This is a genomic window from Kineococcus sp. NBC_00420, from assembly GCF_036021035.1.
In the GTDB taxonomy this organism is placed as follows: Bacteria; Actinomycetota; Actinomycetes; order Actinomycetales; family Kineococcaceae; genus Kineococcus.
Genome location: NZ_CP107930.1, coordinates 1755263 through 1773787, shown reverse-complemented (window position 1 = coordinate 1773787; position 18525 = coordinate 1755263). Strand labels below are relative to the sequence as shown.

Genomic DNA, 18525 nt, shown 5'->3' with positions numbered 1-18525 from the left:
ACCGTTGCTGCAGGTCACAGCCCCGTCACGGGGTTGCCGGCCGGTCCGCCCCGTTCAGACCCCGTGACGCTCGACGGCGACCACCCGGGCGGTCGAACCGCGCTGGACCAGGTGGGCGATCACGACGTCACCCTTGCCGAGCCGCTCCTCGACCCGTCCCCGCAGGGCGGGGTCCCCGGCGTGCTCGCCGACGACCGACTGCAGGGTCGGCAGGACCGGCCCGTGCGAGCAGAGCGCGACCCCGGACCCCTCGGCGAGGAGTTCGCCGACGAGCTTCCGCGCGCCTGCGGGGTCGAGGTCGTGACCGTCCTCGGTGATCGCGTCCTCCTCGGTGAGGGGGAGGCCGAGCAGTTCCGCCGACGGCAGCAGGGTCTGCACGCAGCGGGTCCACGGCGAGGTGACGAGGTGGCGCAGGTCGAAGCAGGCGAGCAGCGGGGCGAGGTCGCGGGACTGGGCGTGCCCGCGGTCCAGCAGGGGGCGTTCGTCCTCGGAGCCGTCCCAGTCGGTGCGCTTCACGGCCCGCGCGTGGCGGACCACGGCGAGCGGCCACGTGGGCCCGGGGAGGGCGTCCCCGGGCAGGGCCACGTCGAGGAGCTCCACGTCGGCGGGGTAGCTCAGCAGGTCCCGCGCCCCGGCCGGGGAGACCCAGGCGGAGTCGTCGATCTCGTCGGGGTCGGCGGCCTCGACCACGGCCGGGTCGGCCGGCGCCGCGGGGCGGGCCAGCCAGTAGCGGACCCGTTTGCGCAGGCCCCCGGCGACCTCGTAGCGCTGCTCGGGCAACGGGGTCCCCAGGTGCACCCGCACGCCGCTCTCCTCGGCGGTCTCGCGGACCGCCGCGACGGCGGGGTGCTCACCGGGCTCGAGCTTGCCCTTGGGCCAGGACCAGTCGGCCGCGCGGACGGCCGTGGTGGGGCGGTGCACCAGCAGCACCTCGACACCCTGCTCCCCGGTGCGCACGACGACGCACCCCGCGGCCTCGACGTCCACCTGCGGGTCGCGTTCCGAGGCCGCGGTCGGCGGGGTCACCGTCGGCGGCGGGTGCTCGGACGCCGACCCGGACGGGTGGCGATGATGTGTTCCTGCAGGTCCGTGAGCGGGTTGCCGTCGGCGTCGCGGTGGTGACGCGTCCACGTGCCGTCCGGACCGAGGTGCCAGGAACTCGTCGTGTCGGCCATGCAGTCGTCGAGCACCTGCGAGACCTCGCGCACGTGGCGCGGGTCGCTCAGGCGCACCACGGCCTCGACGCGGCGATCCAGGTTGCGGTGCATCATGTCCGCGCTGCCGATCATGACGACGGGATCGCCGGCGGAGGCGAACCAGAAGAGTCTGCTGTGCTCGAGGAAGCGACCCAGGATGCTGCGGACCCGGATGTTCTCGCTGAGGCCGGGAACCCCCGGTCTGAGCGCGCAGATCCCGCGGACGCTGACGTCGACGGGGACCCCGGCGTTCGAGGCCCGGTAGAGGGCGTCGATGATCCCCTCGTCGACGATCGAGTTCACCTTGATCCGGACCCCCGAGGGCAGGCCCTGGCGGTGGTTCTCGATCTCGCGGTCGACGCGGTCGACCAGGCCGGTGCGCAGCGAGCGCGGGGCGACGAGCAGGCGCTTGTAGGCCGTCTTCGGGGCGTAGCCGGAGAGCTGGTTGAACAACCGGGTCAGGTCCTCGCCGACCTGCGCGTCGTCGGTGAGCAGACCCATGTCCTCGTACATCCGCGCGGTCTTGGGGTTGTAGTTCCCCGTCCCGATGTGGCAGTAGCGACGCAGCCCGCCCTGTTCCTGGCGCACGACGAGGCTGAGCTTGGCGTGGGTCTTCAGCCCGACGAGGCCGTAGACGACGTGCACCCCGGCCTGTTCGAGCTTGCGGGCCCAGGTGATGTTCGCCTGCTCGTCGAAGCGGGCCTTGATCTCGACCAGCGCGAGGACCTGCTTGCCCGCCTCGGCGGCGTCGATGAGGGCGTCGACGATGGGGGAGTCGCCCGAGGTGCGGTACAGCGTCTGCTTGATGGCCAGGACCTTCGGGTCGGCCGCGGCCTGTTCGAGGAACGCCTGGACGCTGGTGGAGAACGAGTCGTAGGGGTGGTGCAGCAGGACGTCGCGGTTGCGGATCGCCGCGAACACGTCGGAGGGTTTCGCCGTCTCGGCACCGTCGGTGAGGTCGCGGTGGGTGCGGGCCACGAACTTCGGGAACTTCAGCTCCGGGCGGTCGATGTCGGCGATGTCGCCGAGCCCGCGCAGGTCGAGGGGTTCCGGGAGTTCGTAGACCTCCTGCTCGGTGACGCCGAGTTCGCGCACCAGCAGTTCGCGGACCTTCTGGTCGATGTCGGAGGCGACCTCGAGGCGGACGGCGGGCCCGAACCGGCGGCGCAGGAGCTCCTTCTCCAGAGCCTGCAGCAGGTTCTCCGCGTCGTCTTCCTCGACCTCGAGGTCCTCGTTGCGGGTGACCCGGAAGGTGTGGTGCTGCACGACCTCCATGCCGGGGAACAACTGGTCGAGGTGGACGCCGACGACGTCCTCGAGCGGGACGAACCGCGCCGCGCGCGGGTCCTCGCCCTCGGCCGGTTCCACCGCGACGAACCGCGGCAGCAGCGGCGGCACCTTCACCCGGGCGAAGTGCTCCTTGTCCGTCGTCGGGTTGCGCACGACGACGGCGAGGTTCAGGGAGAGACCCGAGATGTAGGGGAAGGGGTGGGCCGGGTCGACGGCCAGCGGGGTCAGGACCGGGAACACCATGTCCCGGAAGAACCCGTGCAGGCGCACCTGCTCACCGGGGGCGAGTTCGTCCCAGCGCACGATCGTGATGCCGGCCTCGGCCAGCGCCGGACGCACCGAGCCGAGGAACGCGGCGGCGTGCCGTTCGGTGAGTTCGTGGGCGCGCACGGCGATCGCGTCGAGGACCTCGCGCGGCTCGAGGCCGCTGGCGGCGGTGACGGCCAGCCCGGTGGCGATGCGGCGCTTCAGGCCCGCGACGCGGACCATGAAGAACTCGTCGAGGTTGTTCGCGAAGATGGAGAGGAAGCGGGCCCGCTCCAGCAGGTGGACGTCGGGGTCCTCGGCCATCTGCAGGACGCGTTCGTTGAAGGCCAGCCAGGAGACCTCGCGGTCGGCGAAGCGGTCCTCGGGCAGCTCGGCGGGCTCCTCGACCGGACTCACGGCAGGCAGGGGAGCGGAAGCGCGTGTCGTGGCGGTCATGTGGTCAGTCTGCCACCGGCGCCGGTGCCCACCGGTGTGGCCGGCGGCGGGGAGGTGGCGCTCAGCCCAACAGCGGGTGAACGCTCACGCGCGGGGGGAGGCGTACTGCACGTCGATCGAGGCGCGCAGGAAGCCGAGACCGGTGTAGAGCCGGACGGCGGGGACGTTGTCCCCGTCGACGTAGAGGTCGACGGTCCGCGCACGGCCGGCGACCGCGGCGAGACCCCGGACGAGCAGCGCCTTGCCCAGTCCGGCCCCGGCGCGACCCGGCGCGACCCCGAGGACGTACAGCTCGGCGAGGTCGTCCTCGACCTTCATCCAGCAGAACGCCGCCAGGCCCACCGGGGTGTCGGCCAGCAGTAGCAGCGAGGCGTCGAACCACGGCTCGGCGAGCCGGGAGCGCAGGTCCTCGACGCTCCAGCGGCCCTGCTCGGGGTGGGTGGCGAAGGCCTCGGCGTTGAGCGCGACCCAGGCCTCGTCGTCGGCGCCGGGGACGAAGGCGCGCACGCTCACGCCGGCGGGCAGGGCGGGGACGGGCAGCTCGGCCAACCCGGCGACCGGCCGTTCCAGCCGCAGCAGTTCCCGGACGCGCGACCAGCCGGTCCGTGCGGCGAGCGCCGCCGCACCCGGGGTGTCGCCGTGCGACCAGAGCCGGACGTCGGCCCCGGTGGCGCGGGCGCTCACCTCCCGCAGCAGGGCCGCGCCGTGACCCCGGCGCCGGTGCGCCGGGTCGACGAGGAGTTCGCCCTCGAGGCCCGACCCCGCGCCGACGAGCTGGGCGTAGCCGACGAGGGCGCCGTCGGCGTGCCGCATGAGGTGGCGCACGGAACCGTCCTCGGCCCGCAGGCGCAGGACGGCGTCCTCGGACAGCGACGTTGCGTCGTCCGCCTGCGAGGCCGCGACGCCCAGGGCGAGGACGGCCTGCCGGTCGTGTTCGGGCAGGGCGGACGTGGTCGTGGTGCTGGTGCCGGTCGTGCCGCTGGGCGGGGTGCTCACGGTGTTCAGCGGCGCGGGAAGCCGGTGCGGGGCAGTTCGGCACTCGGTCCGGCCGGCGCTGCCGGCGCGTCGAGGTCGGCCTCGGGGCGCGGGACGGCGGGGAGGTCCCCGTCCAGGTCCTCGGCGATCTCGTCCTCGAGCCCGAGGTCGTCGTCGAGGCCGCGACCGGAGGAGACGAAGCGGTAGCCGACGTTGCGGACCGTGCCGATCGCGTTCTCGTGCTCTGCGCCGAGCTTGGCGCGCAGGCGCCGGACGTGGACGTCGACGGTGCGGGTGCCGCCGAAGTAGTCGTAGCCCCACACCTCCTGCAGCAGCTGGGCGCGGGTGAAGACGCGTCCCGGGTGCTGCGCGAGGTGCTTGAGGAGTTCGAACTCCTTGTAGGTCAGGTCGAGCTGGCGGCCGCGGACGCGGGCGGAGTAGGCGGCCTCGTCGATGACGACGTCCCCGGCGCGGATCTCGTTCGGGGTGCCGCCCTCGGGGTCCTCGGCCGGTCGTCGCACGCGGCCCGCGGCGAGGCGCAGGCGGGCGTCCAGCTCCGCGGGGCCGCAGGTGTCGAGCAGGATGTCGTCGGCACCCCAGTCGGCGGCGACCGCGGCCATCCCGCCTTCGGTGACGACGAGCAGCAACGGCTGCGAGAGACCGGTCGTGCGCAGGAGACGGCACAGGGAGCGGGCGGCGGCGAGTTCGCGACGGCCGTCGACGAGCACGGCGTCGGAGGTCGGTTCGTCGACGAGGACGGAGGCTTCCGCCGGCAGGACCCGGACGCTGTGCGGCAGCAGTCCGAGGGCGGGGAGGACCTCCGTCGAAGGGGCGAGCGCGTTGGTCAGCACGAGGATCTGGGCCACTCGGCGTCCTGCCCTCCGTCTCCAGTCAGGAACCGCGGGTAGCGCGTCGCCGCACGGGCGGGCGCATCCCACGAGGTGTGCAGGATAACGGGGCGAAGCCTACGCGTGTCGCCGAAGCGACGGAGAGCGCCCCCGCCGCGGTGGTGCGCCTCTGCGAGGATCACCCGGTGAGTTCCTCGGCGACCGCGACGACCACCCTCGCTCTGGCGGGTCTGGTGGGTCTCGCCTCCTTCGGGCCGACGTGGGTCCTGGGGCTCGCCGTGCTGTTCGTGGGCGCGTTCGTCGCGGTCGGCTGGCCGGACCTGCTGGACCTGCCGACGCGGCGCGGGAGCACCGCCGTCGTGGTGGTCGCGGCGCTCGCCGCGGTGGTCGTGGCCGCCGTCGCCGCCCTCGACGCGCGGGACCTGGGCACGCAGGTCGCGGGGGTCCTCGGGCAGCTGCCCGTGGTGGCCGCGCTGGCGCTGCTGCTGGCCTTCGTGCACCAGCTGCTGCGCCGCGACGGGCGTCCGCGGCTCGTGGAGTCGGTCACCGCGGTGGTGGCCGGGCAGGCCGTCGTCGTGCTCGCCGCGGCGTGGGTGGCCGTCCCCACGACCTACGCCGGCGCCCAGCTCGCCCCCGTCGTCCTCGCGGCCGTCGTCGCCACCAGCGCGGTGTCGGCCACCACGTGGCCGCTGCGCGTCGTCGGGCCGGTGAACCTGCTGGTGGGTGCCGCGACCGGCTACCTCGCCGGTGCGGTGACGGTCCTGCTGGGCGGTCGCGGGGTCGTGAGCGAGCTCCGCTGGGCCGTCGCCGGGATCGTCGCCGGTCTCGGGGTCGGCCTGCTCGTCTCGGCCTGGCGCGCCCTCACCGCCCGCCTCCCCGGCGTCCACTCCCTCCCCGCCGCCCTCGCCGTCGCCGCCGTCCCCGTCGCCGCCTCCGGCGCCGCCGCCTACCTCGTCGGCCGCCTCGTCCTGCTCTGACCCGCCCCCGCTGAGGACCACTGCCGCGTCCAGCCCACCCGCACCCTCCGCAGCGGGACCTTGCCGTGTGGGAGGCCACGCGCGAGGCGACACCGAAGGGTGCTGCGGTGGTGGGGTCGCCGGATGTCCGAAGTGAGCGCTTCCACGCCCCCGTGACGTGCGCGGCCCCCCGCGCGAACGGAGTATCCGGCGACCCCACCACCTCAGCGCCCGGCGCCACACCCGACCGACGTGACCCCCCACACGTCGACGGTCCAGCCCCGCGCGGCGCGGGTAGGCTCGACTCGTGCATGGTCTCGAAGTCTTCTTCCTCGTCCTGCTGATCGTCGTCTCGATCGTGATCATGTGGTTCGCCGGGTACGTGGTGTACCGCCTCTTCCAGGGTCAGCGCTGACCCGTGGTCCTCCCCCTGCGCACCGACACCCCGCTCGCCCTCGTCCCGCTCTCCTGGCTGCTCGGCCGCTGGGAGGGGGCCGGTGTCCTCGGCCACCCGGCCGTCGGTGAGGCCGACACCCGCTTCGGGCAGGTCGTCGAGTTCGGCCACGACGGTCGCGACTTCCTGACCTACTCCTCGACGACGTGGGCCCTGGACGAGGAGGGGAACACCACCGAACCCCTCGACGTGGAGACGGGCTACTGGCGCCCGCTGGCCGTCGACCTGGGCAGCCCCGCGCCGGCCGAGGGGCCGCGTCCCGTGGAGCTCGAGGTGCTGCTCGCGCACCCGACGGGTGTGGTCGAGGTGCTCGTCGGCACCGCCCGCGGTCCGCGCATCGACCTCTCCACCGACGTGGTGGCCCGCACGACGACGGCGCACGAGTACACCGCGGCGAGGCGCATGTACGGGATGGTCGAGGGTGACCTGCTGTGGGCGCTGGACGTCACGCTCGAGGGGCACCCGATGCGCAGCTACGCCTCGGCCCGGCTCAAGCGCGTCTCCTGAGCCGGACGGGTCCCCGGTGAGCCACGGGTGAGCGCCGACCTGGGGTCCGCGCTGCACGCTCGCGGGCTGCGGCTCACCCCGCAGCGCCGTCGGGTCCTGGACGCCGTCCGGGCCCTGGGGCACGCGGGGGCCGACGACGTCGCGGAACACCTGGCCCGCGAACCGGGTTCGTCACCGGTGGACCCGTCGACCGTCTACCGGGCGCTCGCGGTCCTCGAGGAGGTCGGGCTGCTGGCCCGCACCCAGCTGGACCGCAGGGGTCCCTCGTTCCACGCCGTGGAGCACGGTGGGCACCTGCACCTGGTCTGCGAGGGGTGTGGGCAGGTGAGTGAGGCTCCCTCGGTGCTCGCCGCGTCCCTGGCCGCGGACATCCTGTCCCACAACGACTTCGCCGTCGACACCGGGCACCTGGCCCTTCGCGGGCGGTGCGCCGCGTGTCGCGAGCAGTAGGAGGAACCCCGTGAGCGCAGCCACGCAGGCGCGCAGGTCGCCGCTGTTGGACACCCCCGGGGCGGTCGCCGCGGAGGGGCCCGACGCCGGTGTCGCCTGGCACTACGGCGACCCGCACGGCGAGCAGCGGGCCCTGGTGCGCGGGGAGGCCGTGGCCGACCTCTCCCACCGCGGGGTCCTGCGGTTGTCCGGGCCGGACCGGTTGAGCTGGCTGCACTCCATCACCACCCAGGCGCTGACGGGGTTGGCCCCGGGGGTCTCGACGGAGACGCTCGTCCTGAGCCCGCAGGGCCGCATCGAGCACTCGCTGCACCTCGTCGACGACGGTGAGGCCCTCTGGATCACCGTCGAGCCGGGTCAGGTCGACGCGCTGCGGACGTGGCTGGAGCGGATGCGCTTCATGCTGCGGGTCGAGATCGCCGACGTCAGCGCGGACGTCGCCGTGCTCGGCGAGCCGAGCCGGGACGCGGACTCCCCGCTCGGCACGGTGTGGGTCGACCCGTGGCCGGGTGCGACCCCCGCGAACGAGGGCGGCAGCGCGGACACGGCGAGCTACTCCGCGGTCTCCACGCTCGAGCACCCCGGCGCCGAGCGTCCCTGGCGCGAGGTCCTCGTGCCGCGGGCGGACCTGCTCGCCGCGGTCGGGGGTCGACGGCTCGCCGGGACCTGGGCGAGCGAGGCGTTGCGCGTGGAGGCGTGGCGTCCGCGGTTGGGCCTGGACACCGACGAGCGCTCCCTCCCGCACGAGCTGGACTGGTTGCGCACGGCGGTCCACCTGCACAAGGGCTGCTACCGCGGGCAGGAGACCGTCGCGAAGGTCCACAACCTGGGCCGGCCGCCGCGCCGGTTGGCCCTGCTGCACCTGGACGGTTCCTCCCACGACCTGCCGGCCCACGGCGACGACGTGGTGCTGGGGGAGAAGAAGGTCGGGGTCGTCACGACGGCCGCCCGTCACCACGAGCTGGGGCCGGTGGCGCTGGCGGTGCTGAAGCGTTCGCTGCCCGTCGACGCCGAGCTGTTCGCCGTGGCCGGGTCCGCGAAGGGGGAGAGCCGTCCGCTGGCCGCGGCCCAGGAGGTCGTCGTCGCGCCCTGAGGCGCCTTCCCCTCCCGCTCCCGCGGCCGGTGGGTCATACTCGGGTTCAGCACGCTCTGTGGTGCAGGTGTTGCGCAGGGTGTTGAAGCGGTTCCGATCGAGGGGGAGACGGTCATGACGGGGGACAACGTCAGCGGGTACCAGGCGGGGGGCCGACGGGCTCTGGACCGGGTGCTCGCGCCCGACTTCCTCGAGAACCTGCAGGGGATGGACCTGCCGACGCTGCGCGAACACCGCACCGTCGCGGAGCAGGAGGAGGCCGACCTCTCCTACGCGCGACGTCTGCTGCAGGGCCGCCTGGACCTGCTCGGGGCCGAGGAGGCCCGCCGGGTCGGTGCCGACGGCGCCCCCGCGGCGGTCACCCGCGTCCGCACCGACGCCGAGCTCGTCGCCTCGTTGACCGACGTGCTGGCCGACCCGCGGCGCACCGACCACGGCATGGGCCGCTACACCTCCGTCGAGCCGAGCCGGGTGGGGGAGCACCGTCGTCGCGCGGAGCTCGCCGTCGCCGACCCGACGATGTCGAACCTCACCGCCATGGACGACGACCAGCTCGCCGCGGCGCGCGGGCGGCTCGAGGACCTCGAGCAGGAACTGTCGGCCGACCGCCACCGCGTGCAGGTCGCCATGGACGCGTGCACCGAGGAGATCACCCGCCGCTACCGCGACGGCGTGGTCACCATCGACGACGCCCTGCGCGCGACGCGCTGAACGAGTCGCCTCTCAGAAGCCGTTGCTGCGCAACAGGACGCGCAGACCGGAGGCGAGGTCGCGCTGCCGGTCCTCGTCGAGGTCGGCGGCGAAGCGGTGCTCGGCGGCGAGGACCTGCGGCAACAGGCGGTCGATGAGCTCGGCCCCCGCGGGGGTCAGGGACAGCCGGGTCACCCGGCCGTCGCGTTCGTCCGGGGTCCGTTGCAGGTAGCCGACGCCCGTCAGGTGGTCGAGACGCTTGGTCGTCGCCGCCCCGGAGGACAGGGTCGCGGCGGCGATGCCGGTGGGGGTCAGCGGGACGCGTCCGCGGCGCACGGCGCTCAGCACGTCGAACTCGGGGCGGGTCAGGCCCTCGGCCCGCACGGTCGGTTCGGTGGCGCGGGCCAGGGCCGCCGCGACCATGCGCAGCCGTCCGGAGACGTCCATCGGGGTGGTGTCGAGGTCGGGGTGGACCCGGGCCCACTCCTGTCGGGCCACATCGATGGCGTCGATGGCGTCGGTCGGCTCGTCCCGGCGGGTGCTCACGGGGACAGCCTAGTCTCAACTGCTTCGCGAGTGAAACACCTGCTAACGTCTTCCGGGTGCTCCTCCGACACCTCGGCTCCTCCGTCCACGGGTGGCAGCGGATCGCCCCCGGACCGCACCCGTGGTGGGCCGCCGGTGTGGCGACCGCGGCCCTGGGGCTCCCCCTCGCCGTCACCCTCGCCGCCGGGCAGCCCCTGCTCGCCGCACCCGCCACCTTCGGGGCCCTCGCCAACCTCTACGGCCGCACCGAGCCCTACGCCCGCCGCTGGCGGACCCAGGCCTGGACCGGTCTCGGGCTGACGGGGGCCGTGCTCCTCGGTGGCGTCGCCGCCGCCCTGCCGCTCACGGGCTGGCTCGACGTCCTCGTCCCCGCCCTGGCCGTCGCGGTCGTCGCCGTGGTCGCCAAGTTCGTCACCGACGCCGTGCGCACCGGCCCGCCCGGCGGGCTCATCCCCGTCTTCGCCGCCGGCACCCTCACCGTCGAACCGCTGGGCTTCCCCGACCTGCCGCTGGTCGCCGTCGTCACCCTGACCTGCGCGGCGCTCGCGGTCGCCCTGAGCTGCGCGGCCGGGGTGCTGCGCCCGGACGGCCCGGAGCGCAACGCCGTGGCCCGGGCGCTGCGCTCGGTGCTGGTGGCCCTCGCCGACCCGCGGCTGCGACCGCGCGCCTCCGCGGACCTGCACGCCGCCTGGGGCGTGCTCTCGCTCAGCGCCCTCGGCTGCGGGGGCCGGCACGGGGGCTGGCTCGCCCACGCCGAGCGGGCGCTCGACGCGGGCGCCGACCCCCGTCCGCTCTCGTCCGCCCTGAGCGCGCTGGAGGGTCGGGGGAGCCTCCCGTCGGCGCCGCTGACCCGGGGCGTCCGGGCGGAGCTGCTGGGTCGGGAGAGCGCCCTGCCGCGCTGGCGGGCCGTCCGGGCGCTGCGCACCGACCGCGTGCTGGTCGTCCCCGCGCTGCGCGTCGGGATCGCCTGCACCGCGGCCGTCGTCGTGGCCTCGGCCCTCGGCCTCGGGCACACCTACTGGGCCGCCGTGGGCGCGGCCGCGGCCCTGCAGTCGCAGTCGAGCCGGAACACCGCCCAGCGCGCCCTGCAACGCTCGGCCGGGACGCTGCTCGGGGTCGGCGTGGCCGCCGTCCTCGTCCCGCTCGCCACCGACGACGTCCGGCTCTGGCTGCTCACCGTCGTCTGCATGTTCGGCGTCGAGTTCTGCATGCCCCGCAACTACGCCCTCGGCTCGGTCTCCATCACGGCCCTCTCGCTGCTGCTGACCCGGCTGGGGACGAGCGGGACGGGGGTCTCGACGCTCATCGCGGACCGGGTCGCCGACACCGGCGTCGGTGTCCTCCTGGGGGTCCTGGTCGCCGTCCTGGTGCGCAACCGGCACGCCGGCGCGGCGCTCGAGGACGCCGCCGGGGCGCTCCACCGCTCCAGCGCCGGGCACGACCCGCAGGCCCTGCGCCGTGACCTGCTCGGCCTGCGGGAGGCGCGGACGCGGCTCTGCGAGGACGACTGGCGCCTCCCCGGACCGCGCGCGGCCCTCGACGAGGCCGAGGAGGTCGGCTACCGCCGGTTGGGGGACCTCCTGCGGCGCTCCGGTGAAGGCCGGAACCTCTCGGCGTGATCACACGTAGAGTTCCAGTGTGGAGACGCTGAACACCCTGCAGAACGGCGTGCTGCTGATCCTCGGGATCGCGGCCTTCGCCCTCGAGGTCTGGGCGCTGGTCGACGTGCTGCGCCGGCCGGCGGGCGCGTTCGTCGCCGCGGGCAAGCGGACGAAGACGTTTTGGACGGTGATCGTGGTCGTCGCCGCCGCGGTCGGGTTCGTCTCGATCTTCTCGGTCCTCGGCATCTTCGGGGTCATCGCCGTCGTCGGTGCCGCGGTCTACCTCGCCGACGTCCGTCCCGCCGTGCGCCAGTACGGCGGCGGTCCGCGGGGCGGCGGCCGGGGCGGCAGCAACCAGGGGCCCTACGGCCCCTGGTGACCTTCAGCGCGCTGCGACGACCGTGCCGTCGGCGTCGCGGCGGCGGGTGGAGCGGCGCACCAGTCGGTAGGCGCAGCGCAGCAGCGTGATCCCCGCGACGAGCAGCGCGGCCACCGAGAGCAGGTCCGCCTCGGTGAAACCTCGGTCCGCGGTCCAGGTGTGCAGGACCCGCCCCTCCACGGGAGTGTTGACCCGGCTCCAGATCGCGGCCAGCAGGCCCAGCACGAGCGCGACGTCGACCCGCGGGCGGATCAGGGCCCCCAGGGCGCAGACCCCCACCGCCAGCAGGGTCACGGGGATGACCACGGGGCCGTCGATGAGGGTCTGGAGCACCCGCCGATCGTAAGCTCGCAACCTTCACGTCGGGTGAGGTTCAGCCCGGGTCCACCGGATCGTCACCATCCGTCCACCCGGACGGAGCAACCGAGGAGCAACCCGTGCGGGCAGTCGTCCAGCGCGTCACCCGTGCCAGTGTCACCGTCGACGGCGAGGTCGTCGGCGCCCTCGACCGTCCCGGTCTGCTCGTCCTGCTCGGCGTGACCCACGACGACGGACCGGCCCAGGTCGAGCTCGTCGCGCGCAAGGTCGCGCAGCTGCGCATCCTGCGCGGTGAGCAGGCCGCCGCGGACGCCGGCGCCCCGGTGCTCCTCGTCAGCCAGTTCACCCTCTACGCCGACACCCGCAAGGGCCGCCGTCCCACCTGGAACGCCGCGGCTCCGGGACCGGTCGCCGAGCCCCTCGTCGACGCCGTCGCGCAGGCCCTGCGGGGGCACGGGCTGCAGGTCGAGACCGGCCGGTTCGGCGCCGACATGGCGGTCGAACTCGTCAACGACGGGCCGACGACGATCCTCCTGGAGGCGTGAGACCCGTTTCCCCGGAGCCCTGGGAACTGGCGCGCACCACGAGCCGCCGGGGTTCACCGACCGTCGCCGTCGACGGGTGGCCGCCCAGGACGTCCAGCAGCAACCGCGCGGTCCGGGCCCCGTCGGCCACGACGTCGCGCTGCAACGACGTGATCGCCGGGCTCGCGAGCCGGCACAGCATCGAGTCCTCACCGGCGACGACGGCGAGGTCCTCCGGGATCCGCAGGCCCAGCGCGCGCCGCTCGGCGACGACGGCCGCGGCCATGACGTCGTTGTCGTAGACCACCGCCGTCGGCGGGACCGTGCGAGCCAGCAGTTCCCGGGTGCGCGCCAACCCGCCCTGGGAGGTGTAGTCCGAGACCACGACCGGTTGCGGCGCACCGAGGACGGCCGTCGTCACCTCGTCCCAGACGACGTCGCGACGACGGGTGTGCAGGAACTCCCGCGGCCCGCTGATCCGGGCGACGTCGCGGTGGCCCTGCTCAGCCAGGTGGGCGACCACCGCGGAGAACGACTCGCGTTCGGCCTCCAGCGTCAACGCGAGGTGCCCGCCCGCGGGCAACCGGTCGTCGATGCCGCCGCGGAACGCGCAGGGGATCCCGAGGGCGGTGACCAGCGCGAGGCGGGGGTCGTCGACGAGCAGGTCCGTGAGGATCACCCCGTCCACCCGGCGTTCGGCCCACCAGTCGCGCAGCACCTCCACGGCCGTCGCGGCGTCCGGGACGACGCTCAGCAGCAGCGAGAACCCCTCCCGGGCCAGGACGCTCTCGATCCCCGCGAGCAGCCGCATGTAGTACGGCTCCTCCTCGAAGAGCCGCACGTCGCGCGCGATGGCCAGACCGATGGCCCCCGCCCGCGCGTTGGAGAGCGACCGCGCCGCGGCGCTGGGACGCCAGCCGAGCCGGCCGGCCGCGGCCCGGATGCGCTCCCGGGTCTGCTCCGAGACCCCCGGCAGGTCGTTGAGGGCGTAGGAGACCGAGGCCTTGGAGACGCCCGCGAGCCGGGCGATGTCGTTGATCGTGGGGCGGGCGGGGACCCCCGCGGGCGGCTCCACCGGTCCCGTCACGACGGCATCCTCCCCGACGCCTCACCCACGCGGCACGACGCACTCCCACGCCACGCTCAGCTCGCCCAGGCGCCAGCGCGCGACGGAGTCGAGGACCGGCCAGTCCCGCGCCAGGTCGCGGCACGTCGCGATCCAGCGCTGACGCACCCCGAACGTCCCCGCCGGCGCCGCCCGGGCCCACGCCGCGTCCGCCGCCCGCAGCAGGTCGTGGACCCCCTCACCCGCGACGTTGCGGTGGATGAGCACCTTCGGCAGGCGCTCGGCGACCACCGAGGGCTGCGGAAGACCCGCCAGGCGCACCGAGATCGTCAGCGACACCGGACCGGCGTCGCGGTCCAGGGCCACCCAGCAGGCCCGCCGCCCCAGTTCGTCACAGGTCCCGTCGACGGCGAGACCGCCCGGCGCCAACCGCGAGCGCATCAGGTCCCAGGTGGCCAGGACCTCCGCGGTCTCGTACTGCCGCAACACGTTGAAGGCCCGCACCAGCACCGGTGCACCACCCCCGGGGACGCCGAGCTCGAAGCCGCCGACCGCGAACTCGGGCGCCCCGGCGACCCCTGCGGTCCCCGCCCGCGCGAACTCGACGCGTTCGGGGGATATCTCCAGGCCCACCACCCGCACGTCGGGGCGGACCCGGCGCAACCAGCGCTGCAGGTCGGTCACGGTGACCGGCGACGCCCCGTACCCGAGGTCCACGACCAAGGGCGTCCGGGCCCGGCGCAACCGCCCGTCCTGGGTCTGCGCGAGCCAGCGCTCCACGCGGCGCAGGCGGTCCGGACCGGTGGTCCCGCGCGTCACCGCACCGACGGGGGAGCCGGCGAGGTGCACCCCGGAGGCGTCCACGCGGACGCGGGAGGCAGACTGCCGGGGCACGTCGGAAGACTATTTCAGCCGGGAGGACCACGGGTGCGTGCCACGTCGCAGGTCCAGCGGGTCGCCCTCGTGTCCGTGCACACCTCCCCGCTCGCCCAGCCCGGCACCGGTGACGCGGGGGGCATGAACGTCTACGTCGTCGAGGTCGCCCGCCAGCTCGCCCGGCGCGGGATCGAGGTCGACGTCTTCACCCGTCGCACCTCCTCCGACCAGCCGCCCGTCGTCGAACTGGCCGACGGCCTGCGCTGCCGCCACGTCGACGCCGGACCCTACGAAGGGCTCGACAAGGCCGACCTCCCCGGCCAGCTCTGCGCCTTCACCGCCGGGATGCTGCACGCCGAGGCCCGCCACGCCGAGCACCACTACGACCTCGTGCACTCCCACTACTGGCTCTCCGGCCAGGTCGGCTGGCTCACCGCCGACCGCTGGGACGTCCCGCTGGTCCACTCCATGCACACCATGGCCAAGGTCAAGAACGCCGCGCTCGCCGAGGGGGACACCCCCGAACCGGCCGGCCGGGTCATCGGCGAGCAGCAGGTCGTCGACGCCGCCGACCGCCTCGTCGCCAACACCGACGCCGAACGCCAGGACCTGCTCGACCTCTACGGCGCCGACCCCGCGAAGGTCGTCGTCGTCCCGCCGGGGGTCGACCTCACGACGTTCACGGCGCAGCCCGGCCGCGCTGCCGCGCGTCGTCGCCTCGGGCTGCCCGAGGACGCCGAGGTGCTGCTCTTCGTCGGCCGCATCCAGCCCTTGAAGGCCCCGGACCTGCTCGTGCGGGCGAGCGCCGAGCTGCTGCGCGAACAGCCCTGGCGGCGCTCGCGGCTGAAGGTCGTCGTCCTGGGTGGCCCGAGCGGTTCGGGGACGGCGCACCCCGACTCCCTCGCCGAACTCGTGCGCTCCCTCGGGCTGGAGGACGTCGTCCGCCTCGCCGCGCCGGTGCCCCCGGGGGAACTGGCCGACCACTACCGGGCCGCCGACGTCGTCACGGTGCCGTCCTACAACGAGTCCTTCGGCCTGGTCGCCCTGGAGGCCCAGGCCTGCGCGACCCCCGTCGTCGCCGCGGCCGTCGGCGGGCTGCGCACGGCGGTGCGCGACGACCGCGGCGAGGACGAGGGCCGGGGCACGGGGCTCCTCGTCCCCGACCACGACCCGCGCACGTGGGCCCACGCCCTGCGGACGCTGCTGGAGGACCCGGCCCGACGCACGGCCATGGGCGAACGGGCCGCGCGCCGGGCCCAGGGGTTCGGCTGGGGCGCCACCGCGGAGGCGACGCTCGAGGTGTACCGGCGGGCCGCGCGGGAGAGGGCGCTCGAACGGGCCCGCGGCGCTCGGTAGGCTCGTCCCATGACTGAAGCGGCGCACACCCTCGTCCTCCTGCGGCACGGCGAGAGCGAGTGGAACGCCCTGAACCTCTTCACCGGCTGGGTCGACGTGGCCCTCTCGGAGAAGGGGCGGGCCGAGGCCGCCGCGGGCGGGCGGATGCTCGTCGAGAACGACGTCCTGCCCGACGTCGTGCACACCTCGCTGCTGCGCCGGGCCATCACCACGGCGTTCCTCGCCCTCGACGCGGCCGACCGGCACTGGATCGAGACGAAGCGTTCCTGGCGCCTCAACGAGCGCCACTACGGTGCGCTGCAGGGCAAGGACAAGAAGCAGACGCTGGCCGAGTTCGGCGAGGAGCAGTTCATGCTCTGGCGCCGGTCCTACGACACCCCGCCGCCCGCCATCGAGGCCGGCTCGGAGTTCTCCCAGGACGCCGACCTGCGCTACGCCGACCTCGGCGCCGACGCGCCGCTCACCGAGTGCCTGGCCGACGTCGTCGCGCGGATGCTGCCCTACTGGAGCGAGCAGGTCGTCCCGGACCTGCAGGCCGGCAAGACCGTCCTGCTCGCGGCCCACGGCAACTCGCTGCGCGCGCTCGTGAAGCACCTCGACGGCATCTCCGACGCCGACATCGCCGGGCTGAACATCCCCACCGGCATCCCGCTGGTCTACCGCCTCGACGCGGACCTGAAGCCGCTCGTCCCGGGCGGGGAGTACCTCGACCCGGCTGCCGCCGCCGCGGCCGTCGCCGCGGTCGCGAACCAGGGTCGCTGAGCCGCCCGGTGACGGAGACCTCGCCGACCTCGGGGGCCGCGCCGGCCTCGGGGACCCCGGGGCCCGGTCCGCGGGTCCTGCTGATCGAGGGTGCGCTGCGGGACAACGGCGGCCTCCGGGTCTCCCTCGACCTGGCCCGTCGCTGGCAGGCGATGGGGGCCCGCGTCCGGTTCCTGGTCCTCGAGAACGTCGAGCCGGACGGGCCCATGCTCCAGCCCGATCCCGCGCTCGACACCCGCTGGGGCAGTGCGCAGGTGCGCCGCTTCCGCAGCGCGGTCCCGCGGATCGTCGCCACCACGGTGCGCCACGCCCGCCGGGCCGACGTCGTCGTGTCCGGCAGCGAGGTCGGCTACGGCCTGCTGATCGGTTGGGCCGCAGCGAAGATCGCCGGGAAGCCGTTCGTCGTGCTGGTGCAGAGCTCGCTGCCGCGCGCGGTGGCGGCCTGGACCCCGGCGCGGCTGCGCCCCCTGCTGACGTCGGTGCACCAACGGGTCGACGCGGCGGTCTGCGTCTCGCCGGGCCTCGTCGACGACGTCGTGGAGGTCGGGTTGCCGGCCGAGCGCATCCACGTCGCCGACATCGGCATCGACGTGGCCGCCACCCGGCAGGCCGCGCTCGACCAGGGTGGCCCTCGTCGTCCGACGTCGGGCCGCACCCGGTTCGTCGCCGCGGGCCGGCTCGCGCAGCAGAAGGGTTTCGACGTCCTGCTCGAGGCGGTGGCCCGGGTCGTCGCCGCGGGGGACGACGTCGAGCTGGAGATCGTCGGTGCGGGGGAGCTCGACGCCGACCTGAAGGCGCAGGCCGAGCTGCTCGGTCTCGGGGACCGGGTGGAGTTCCCCGGTCACGTCGGGGACCTCCAGGCCCGTCTCGCCGGCGCCGACGCGTTCGTCCTGTCCTCGCGCTACGAGGGCAACGGGAGCCTGGTCCTGCTCGAGGCCCTGGCCCACGGCCGTCCGGTGATCGCCACCGACTGCCCCACGGGACCCCGCTTCGTCCTGCGGGACGGGGAACTCGGCGACCTGGTGCCGACCGAGGACGTGACCGCCCTCGCCGACGCGCTGTCGGCCTTCGTCCGTGACCCGGAGCCGTTGCTTCGCAAGGCTTCCGGTGCAGTGAACCGGGCGTGGGACTTCGACCAGGACGCCGCGGCGCTGGAGGTCGCGACCATCCTCGCCGGACTCGTCCGGCGCTAGCCGCTCGTGGAACTCGCAGAACTCGTCGGGCTCGCGGGTCCCGAGGGACTCGGCGAGCTCGACGGGTTGGCGTTCGAGCCGCCCGAGCAGGCGGCCTCGACGGCGGCCTGCAACCGTTCCTGGGCGGACACGACCTGGGCGGCCGAGTTCGCGTCGGGGCTCACCGCCAGGGTCGCGTCGTCGAGGCGGTCCATGGCCGCGGCCAGGTCCTCCGCCGATCCGCTGCCCGCGGTGAGGTCACCCGCCTGGGTGGCGAGCCGCTGGTAGTAGTCCAGGACGAGCTGGGCGTCCTGCGACTCCTCCGGCGGGGAGGCCGCCAGGACGGCGGCGTAGTAGCCCGGTCCCTCGGTCGTCGTGACCAGGGTGAGCACGGACTGCGCCTGGGAGTCGCCGCGGCGGATGCCCAGTCGGCTCAGCTCGGCCGCGTAGGCGTCGTCGAGGGTCTTCTGGGCCGCGTCGACGGAGGCGCAGTCGAAGGTCGGGCCGCTGCTGGTGGGGCTCCCGGTCACGGCGCTGGAGGGGGACGTCGTCGTCTCGGTCGGGCTGCGCGTGGTGGTGGTGGGGGCCGGATCGGGACTGTCGGACCCGCCGCACCCGGCCAGGACCGCGCCGCTGGAGAGGACACCGCAGACCAGCCCCAGCAGGGACCGCCGTGCGCCCCGCCGCGTGATCACGGCATCGACGCTACACCCCGGTGGGGTGGTGGGCGCGTCCGAGCCCGCCGCGGCGTCGCGGCGGGCTGG

Annotated in this window: 20 protein-coding genes; 11 read left to right on the top strand and 9 right to left on the bottom strand. The window is 74.7% G+C overall.

Features of this window, described 5'->3' with window-relative positions; translation table 11 throughout:
- Positions 1 to 54: 54 nt before the first annotated feature.
- The 4 genes from OG218_RS08610 to OG218_RS08595 all read right to left on the bottom strand — a co-directional run bounded on the left by OG218_RS08610 (position 55) and on the right by OG218_RS08595 (position 5029).
- Entirely contained in the window at positions 55 to 1026 is a 972-nt protein-coding gene (locus OG218_RS08610; protein WP_328292798.1) for an NUDIX hydrolase, read from the bottom strand.
- Positions 1023 to 3188, bottom strand: a complete 2166-nt coding sequence (locus OG218_RS08605) for an RNA degradosome polyphosphate kinase (RefSeq protein ID WP_328292797.1) — start codon at positions 3186 to 3188, stop codon at positions 1023 to 1025. Before OG218_RS08605 ends, OG218_RS08610 begins: the two co-directional genes overlap by 4 nt.
- Positions 3189 to 3272: 84 nt before the next feature.
- Entirely contained in the window at positions 3273 to 4184 is a 912-nt protein-coding gene (gene mshD / locus OG218_RS08600; protein ID WP_328292796.1) for a mycothiol synthase, read from the bottom strand.
- Between the two features lie 5 nt (positions 4185 to 4189).
- Positions 4190 to 5029: a winged helix-turn-helix transcriptional regulator gene (locus OG218_RS08595; protein WP_328292795.1), complete on the bottom strand. Its 840-nt coding sequence runs from the start codon at positions 5027 to 5029 to the stop codon at positions 4190 to 4192.
- A 167-nt stretch (positions 5030 to 5196) separates the two neighbouring features.
- Here OG218_RS08595 and OG218_RS08590 point away from each other — a divergent pair, with 167 nt between their 5' ends.
- The 5 genes from OG218_RS08590 (at position 5197) to OG218_RS08570 (ending at position 9182) form a co-directional block, all read left to right on the top strand.
- Positions 5197 to 5988 (top strand): hypothetical protein, encoded by a 792-nt coding sequence (locus OG218_RS08590; RefSeq protein WP_328292794.1) that lies wholly within the window; start codon positions 5197 to 5199, stop codon positions 5986 to 5988.
- 397 nt (positions 5989 to 6385) lie between these two features.
- On the top strand, positions 6386 to 6928 hold the full coding sequence (locus tag OG218_RS08585) for an FABP family protein (RefSeq protein ID WP_328292793.1): 543 nt from the start codon (positions 6386 to 6388) through the stop codon (positions 6926 to 6928).
- A gap of 27 nt (positions 6929 to 6955) precedes the next feature.
- Positions 6956 to 7378, top strand: coding sequence for a Fur family transcriptional regulator (locus OG218_RS08580; protein ID WP_328292792.1), 423 nt, complete (start codon positions 6956 to 6958; stop codon positions 7376 to 7378).
- 10 nt (positions 7379 to 7388) lie between these two features.
- Entirely contained in the window at positions 7389 to 8471 is a 1083-nt protein-coding gene (gene ygfZ / locus OG218_RS08575) for a CAF17-like 4Fe-4S cluster assembly/insertion protein YgfZ (RefSeq protein WP_328292791.1), read from the top strand.
- Between the two features lie 114 nt (positions 8472 to 8585).
- Complete coding sequence (locus tag OG218_RS08570) at positions 8586 to 9182, top strand: RsiG family protein (protein ID WP_328292790.1); 597 nt, start codon at positions 8586 to 8588, stop codon at positions 9180 to 9182.
- A 12-nt stretch (positions 9183 to 9194) separates the two neighbouring features.
- On the opposite strand, the gene OG218_RS08565 is transcribed toward OG218_RS08570, so the two are convergent.
- The gene (locus tag OG218_RS08565; protein ID WP_328292789.1) at positions 9195 to 9707 is read right to left on the bottom strand and encodes a MarR family winged helix-turn-helix transcriptional regulator; all 513 of its coding nucleotides are present in this window, start codon (positions 9705 to 9707) and stop codon (positions 9195 to 9197) included.
- Between the two features lie 56 nt (positions 9708 to 9763).
- On the opposite strand from OG218_RS08565, the gene OG218_RS08560 reads away from it, so the two are divergent.
- Together OG218_RS08560 and OG218_RS08555 are read left to right on the top strand one after the other, a co-directional pair.
- The gene (locus OG218_RS08560) at positions 9764 to 11326 is read left to right on the top strand and encodes an FUSC family protein (protein WP_328292788.1); all 1563 of its coding nucleotides are present in this window, start codon (positions 9764 to 9766) and stop codon (positions 11324 to 11326) included.
- A gap of 19 nt (positions 11327 to 11345) precedes the next feature.
- Positions 11346 to 11687 carry a DUF2516 family protein gene (locus OG218_RS08555; protein WP_328292787.1) on the top strand — a complete coding sequence of 114 codons (342 nt, stop codon included), beginning with the start codon at positions 11346 to 11348 and terminating at the stop codon, positions 11685 to 11687.
- A gap of 3 nt (positions 11688 to 11690) precedes the next feature.
- On the opposite strand, the gene OG218_RS08550 is transcribed toward OG218_RS08555, so the two are convergent.
- A complete protein-coding gene (locus OG218_RS08550; protein WP_328292786.1) occupies positions 11691 to 12020 on the bottom strand; it encodes a hypothetical protein in 330 nt (109 codons plus the stop codon).
- A 104-nt stretch (positions 12021 to 12124) separates the two neighbouring features.
- On the opposite strand from OG218_RS08550, the gene dtd reads away from it, so the two are divergent.
- Positions 12125 to 12550 carry a D-aminoacyl-tRNA deacylase gene (gene dtd / locus OG218_RS08545; RefSeq protein ID WP_328292785.1) on the top strand — a complete coding sequence of 142 codons (426 nt, stop codon included), beginning with the start codon at positions 12125 to 12127 and terminating at the stop codon, positions 12548 to 12550.
- On the opposite strand, the gene OG218_RS08540 is transcribed toward dtd, so the two are convergent.
- The gene (locus OG218_RS08540) at positions 12513 to 13616 is read right to left on the bottom strand and encodes a LacI family DNA-binding transcriptional regulator (RefSeq protein WP_328292784.1); all 1104 of its coding nucleotides are present in this window, start codon (positions 13614 to 13616) and stop codon (positions 12513 to 12515) included. The two genes, dtd and OG218_RS08540, sit on opposite strands and share 38 nt — an antisense overlap.
- Positions 13617 to 13637: 21 nt before the next feature.
- Positions 13638 to 14489 (bottom strand): class I SAM-dependent methyltransferase, encoded by an 852-nt coding sequence (locus tag OG218_RS08535; protein WP_328292783.1) that lies wholly within the window; start codon positions 14487 to 14489, stop codon positions 13638 to 13640.
- Between the two features lie 33 nt (positions 14490 to 14522).
- Between OG218_RS08535 and mshA the strand changes: the two genes are divergently transcribed.
- The 3 genes from mshA to OG218_RS08520 are packed head-to-tail and all read left to right on the top strand — an operon-like array spanning position 14523 to position 17782.
- Entirely contained in the window at positions 14523 to 15827 is a 1305-nt protein-coding gene (gene mshA, locus OG218_RS08530) for a D-inositol-3-phosphate glycosyltransferase (protein WP_328292782.1), read from the top strand.
- Positions 15828 to 15836: 9 nt separating this feature from the next.
- Positions 15837 to 16589: a phosphoglyceromutase gene (locus OG218_RS08525; RefSeq protein ID WP_328292781.1), complete on the top strand. Its 753-nt coding sequence runs from the start codon at positions 15837 to 15839 to the stop codon at positions 16587 to 16589.
- Between the two features lie 8 nt (positions 16590 to 16597).
- Positions 16598 to 17782, top strand: coding sequence for a glycosyltransferase (locus tag OG218_RS08520; protein ID WP_328292780.1), 1185 nt, complete (start codon positions 16598 to 16600; stop codon positions 17780 to 17782).
- On the opposite strand, the gene OG218_RS08515 is transcribed toward OG218_RS08520, so the two are convergent.
- Positions 17779 to 18456: a hypothetical protein gene (locus tag OG218_RS08515; protein WP_328292779.1), complete on the bottom strand. Its 678-nt coding sequence runs from the start codon at positions 18454 to 18456 to the stop codon at positions 17779 to 17781. The genes OG218_RS08520 and OG218_RS08515 overlap by 4 nt on opposite strands.
- Positions 18457 to 18525 lie beyond the last annotated feature (69 nt).

What these genes read in the sequence shown, in the direction of transcription:
- OG218_RS08570 (WP_328292790.1), top strand. Translation starts at nt 8,586, where the DNA reads ATGACGGGGGACAACGTCAGCGGGTACCAGGCGGGGGGCCGACGGGCT.
- OG218_RS08525 (WP_328292781.1), top strand. Translation starts at nt 15,837, where the DNA reads ATGACTGAAGCGGCGCACACCCTCGTCCTCCTGCGGCACGGCGAGAGC.
- OG218_RS08605 (WP_328292797.1), bottom strand. Translation starts at nt 3,188, where the DNA reads ATGACCGCCACGACACGCGCTTCCGCTCCCCTGCCTGCCGTGAGTCCG.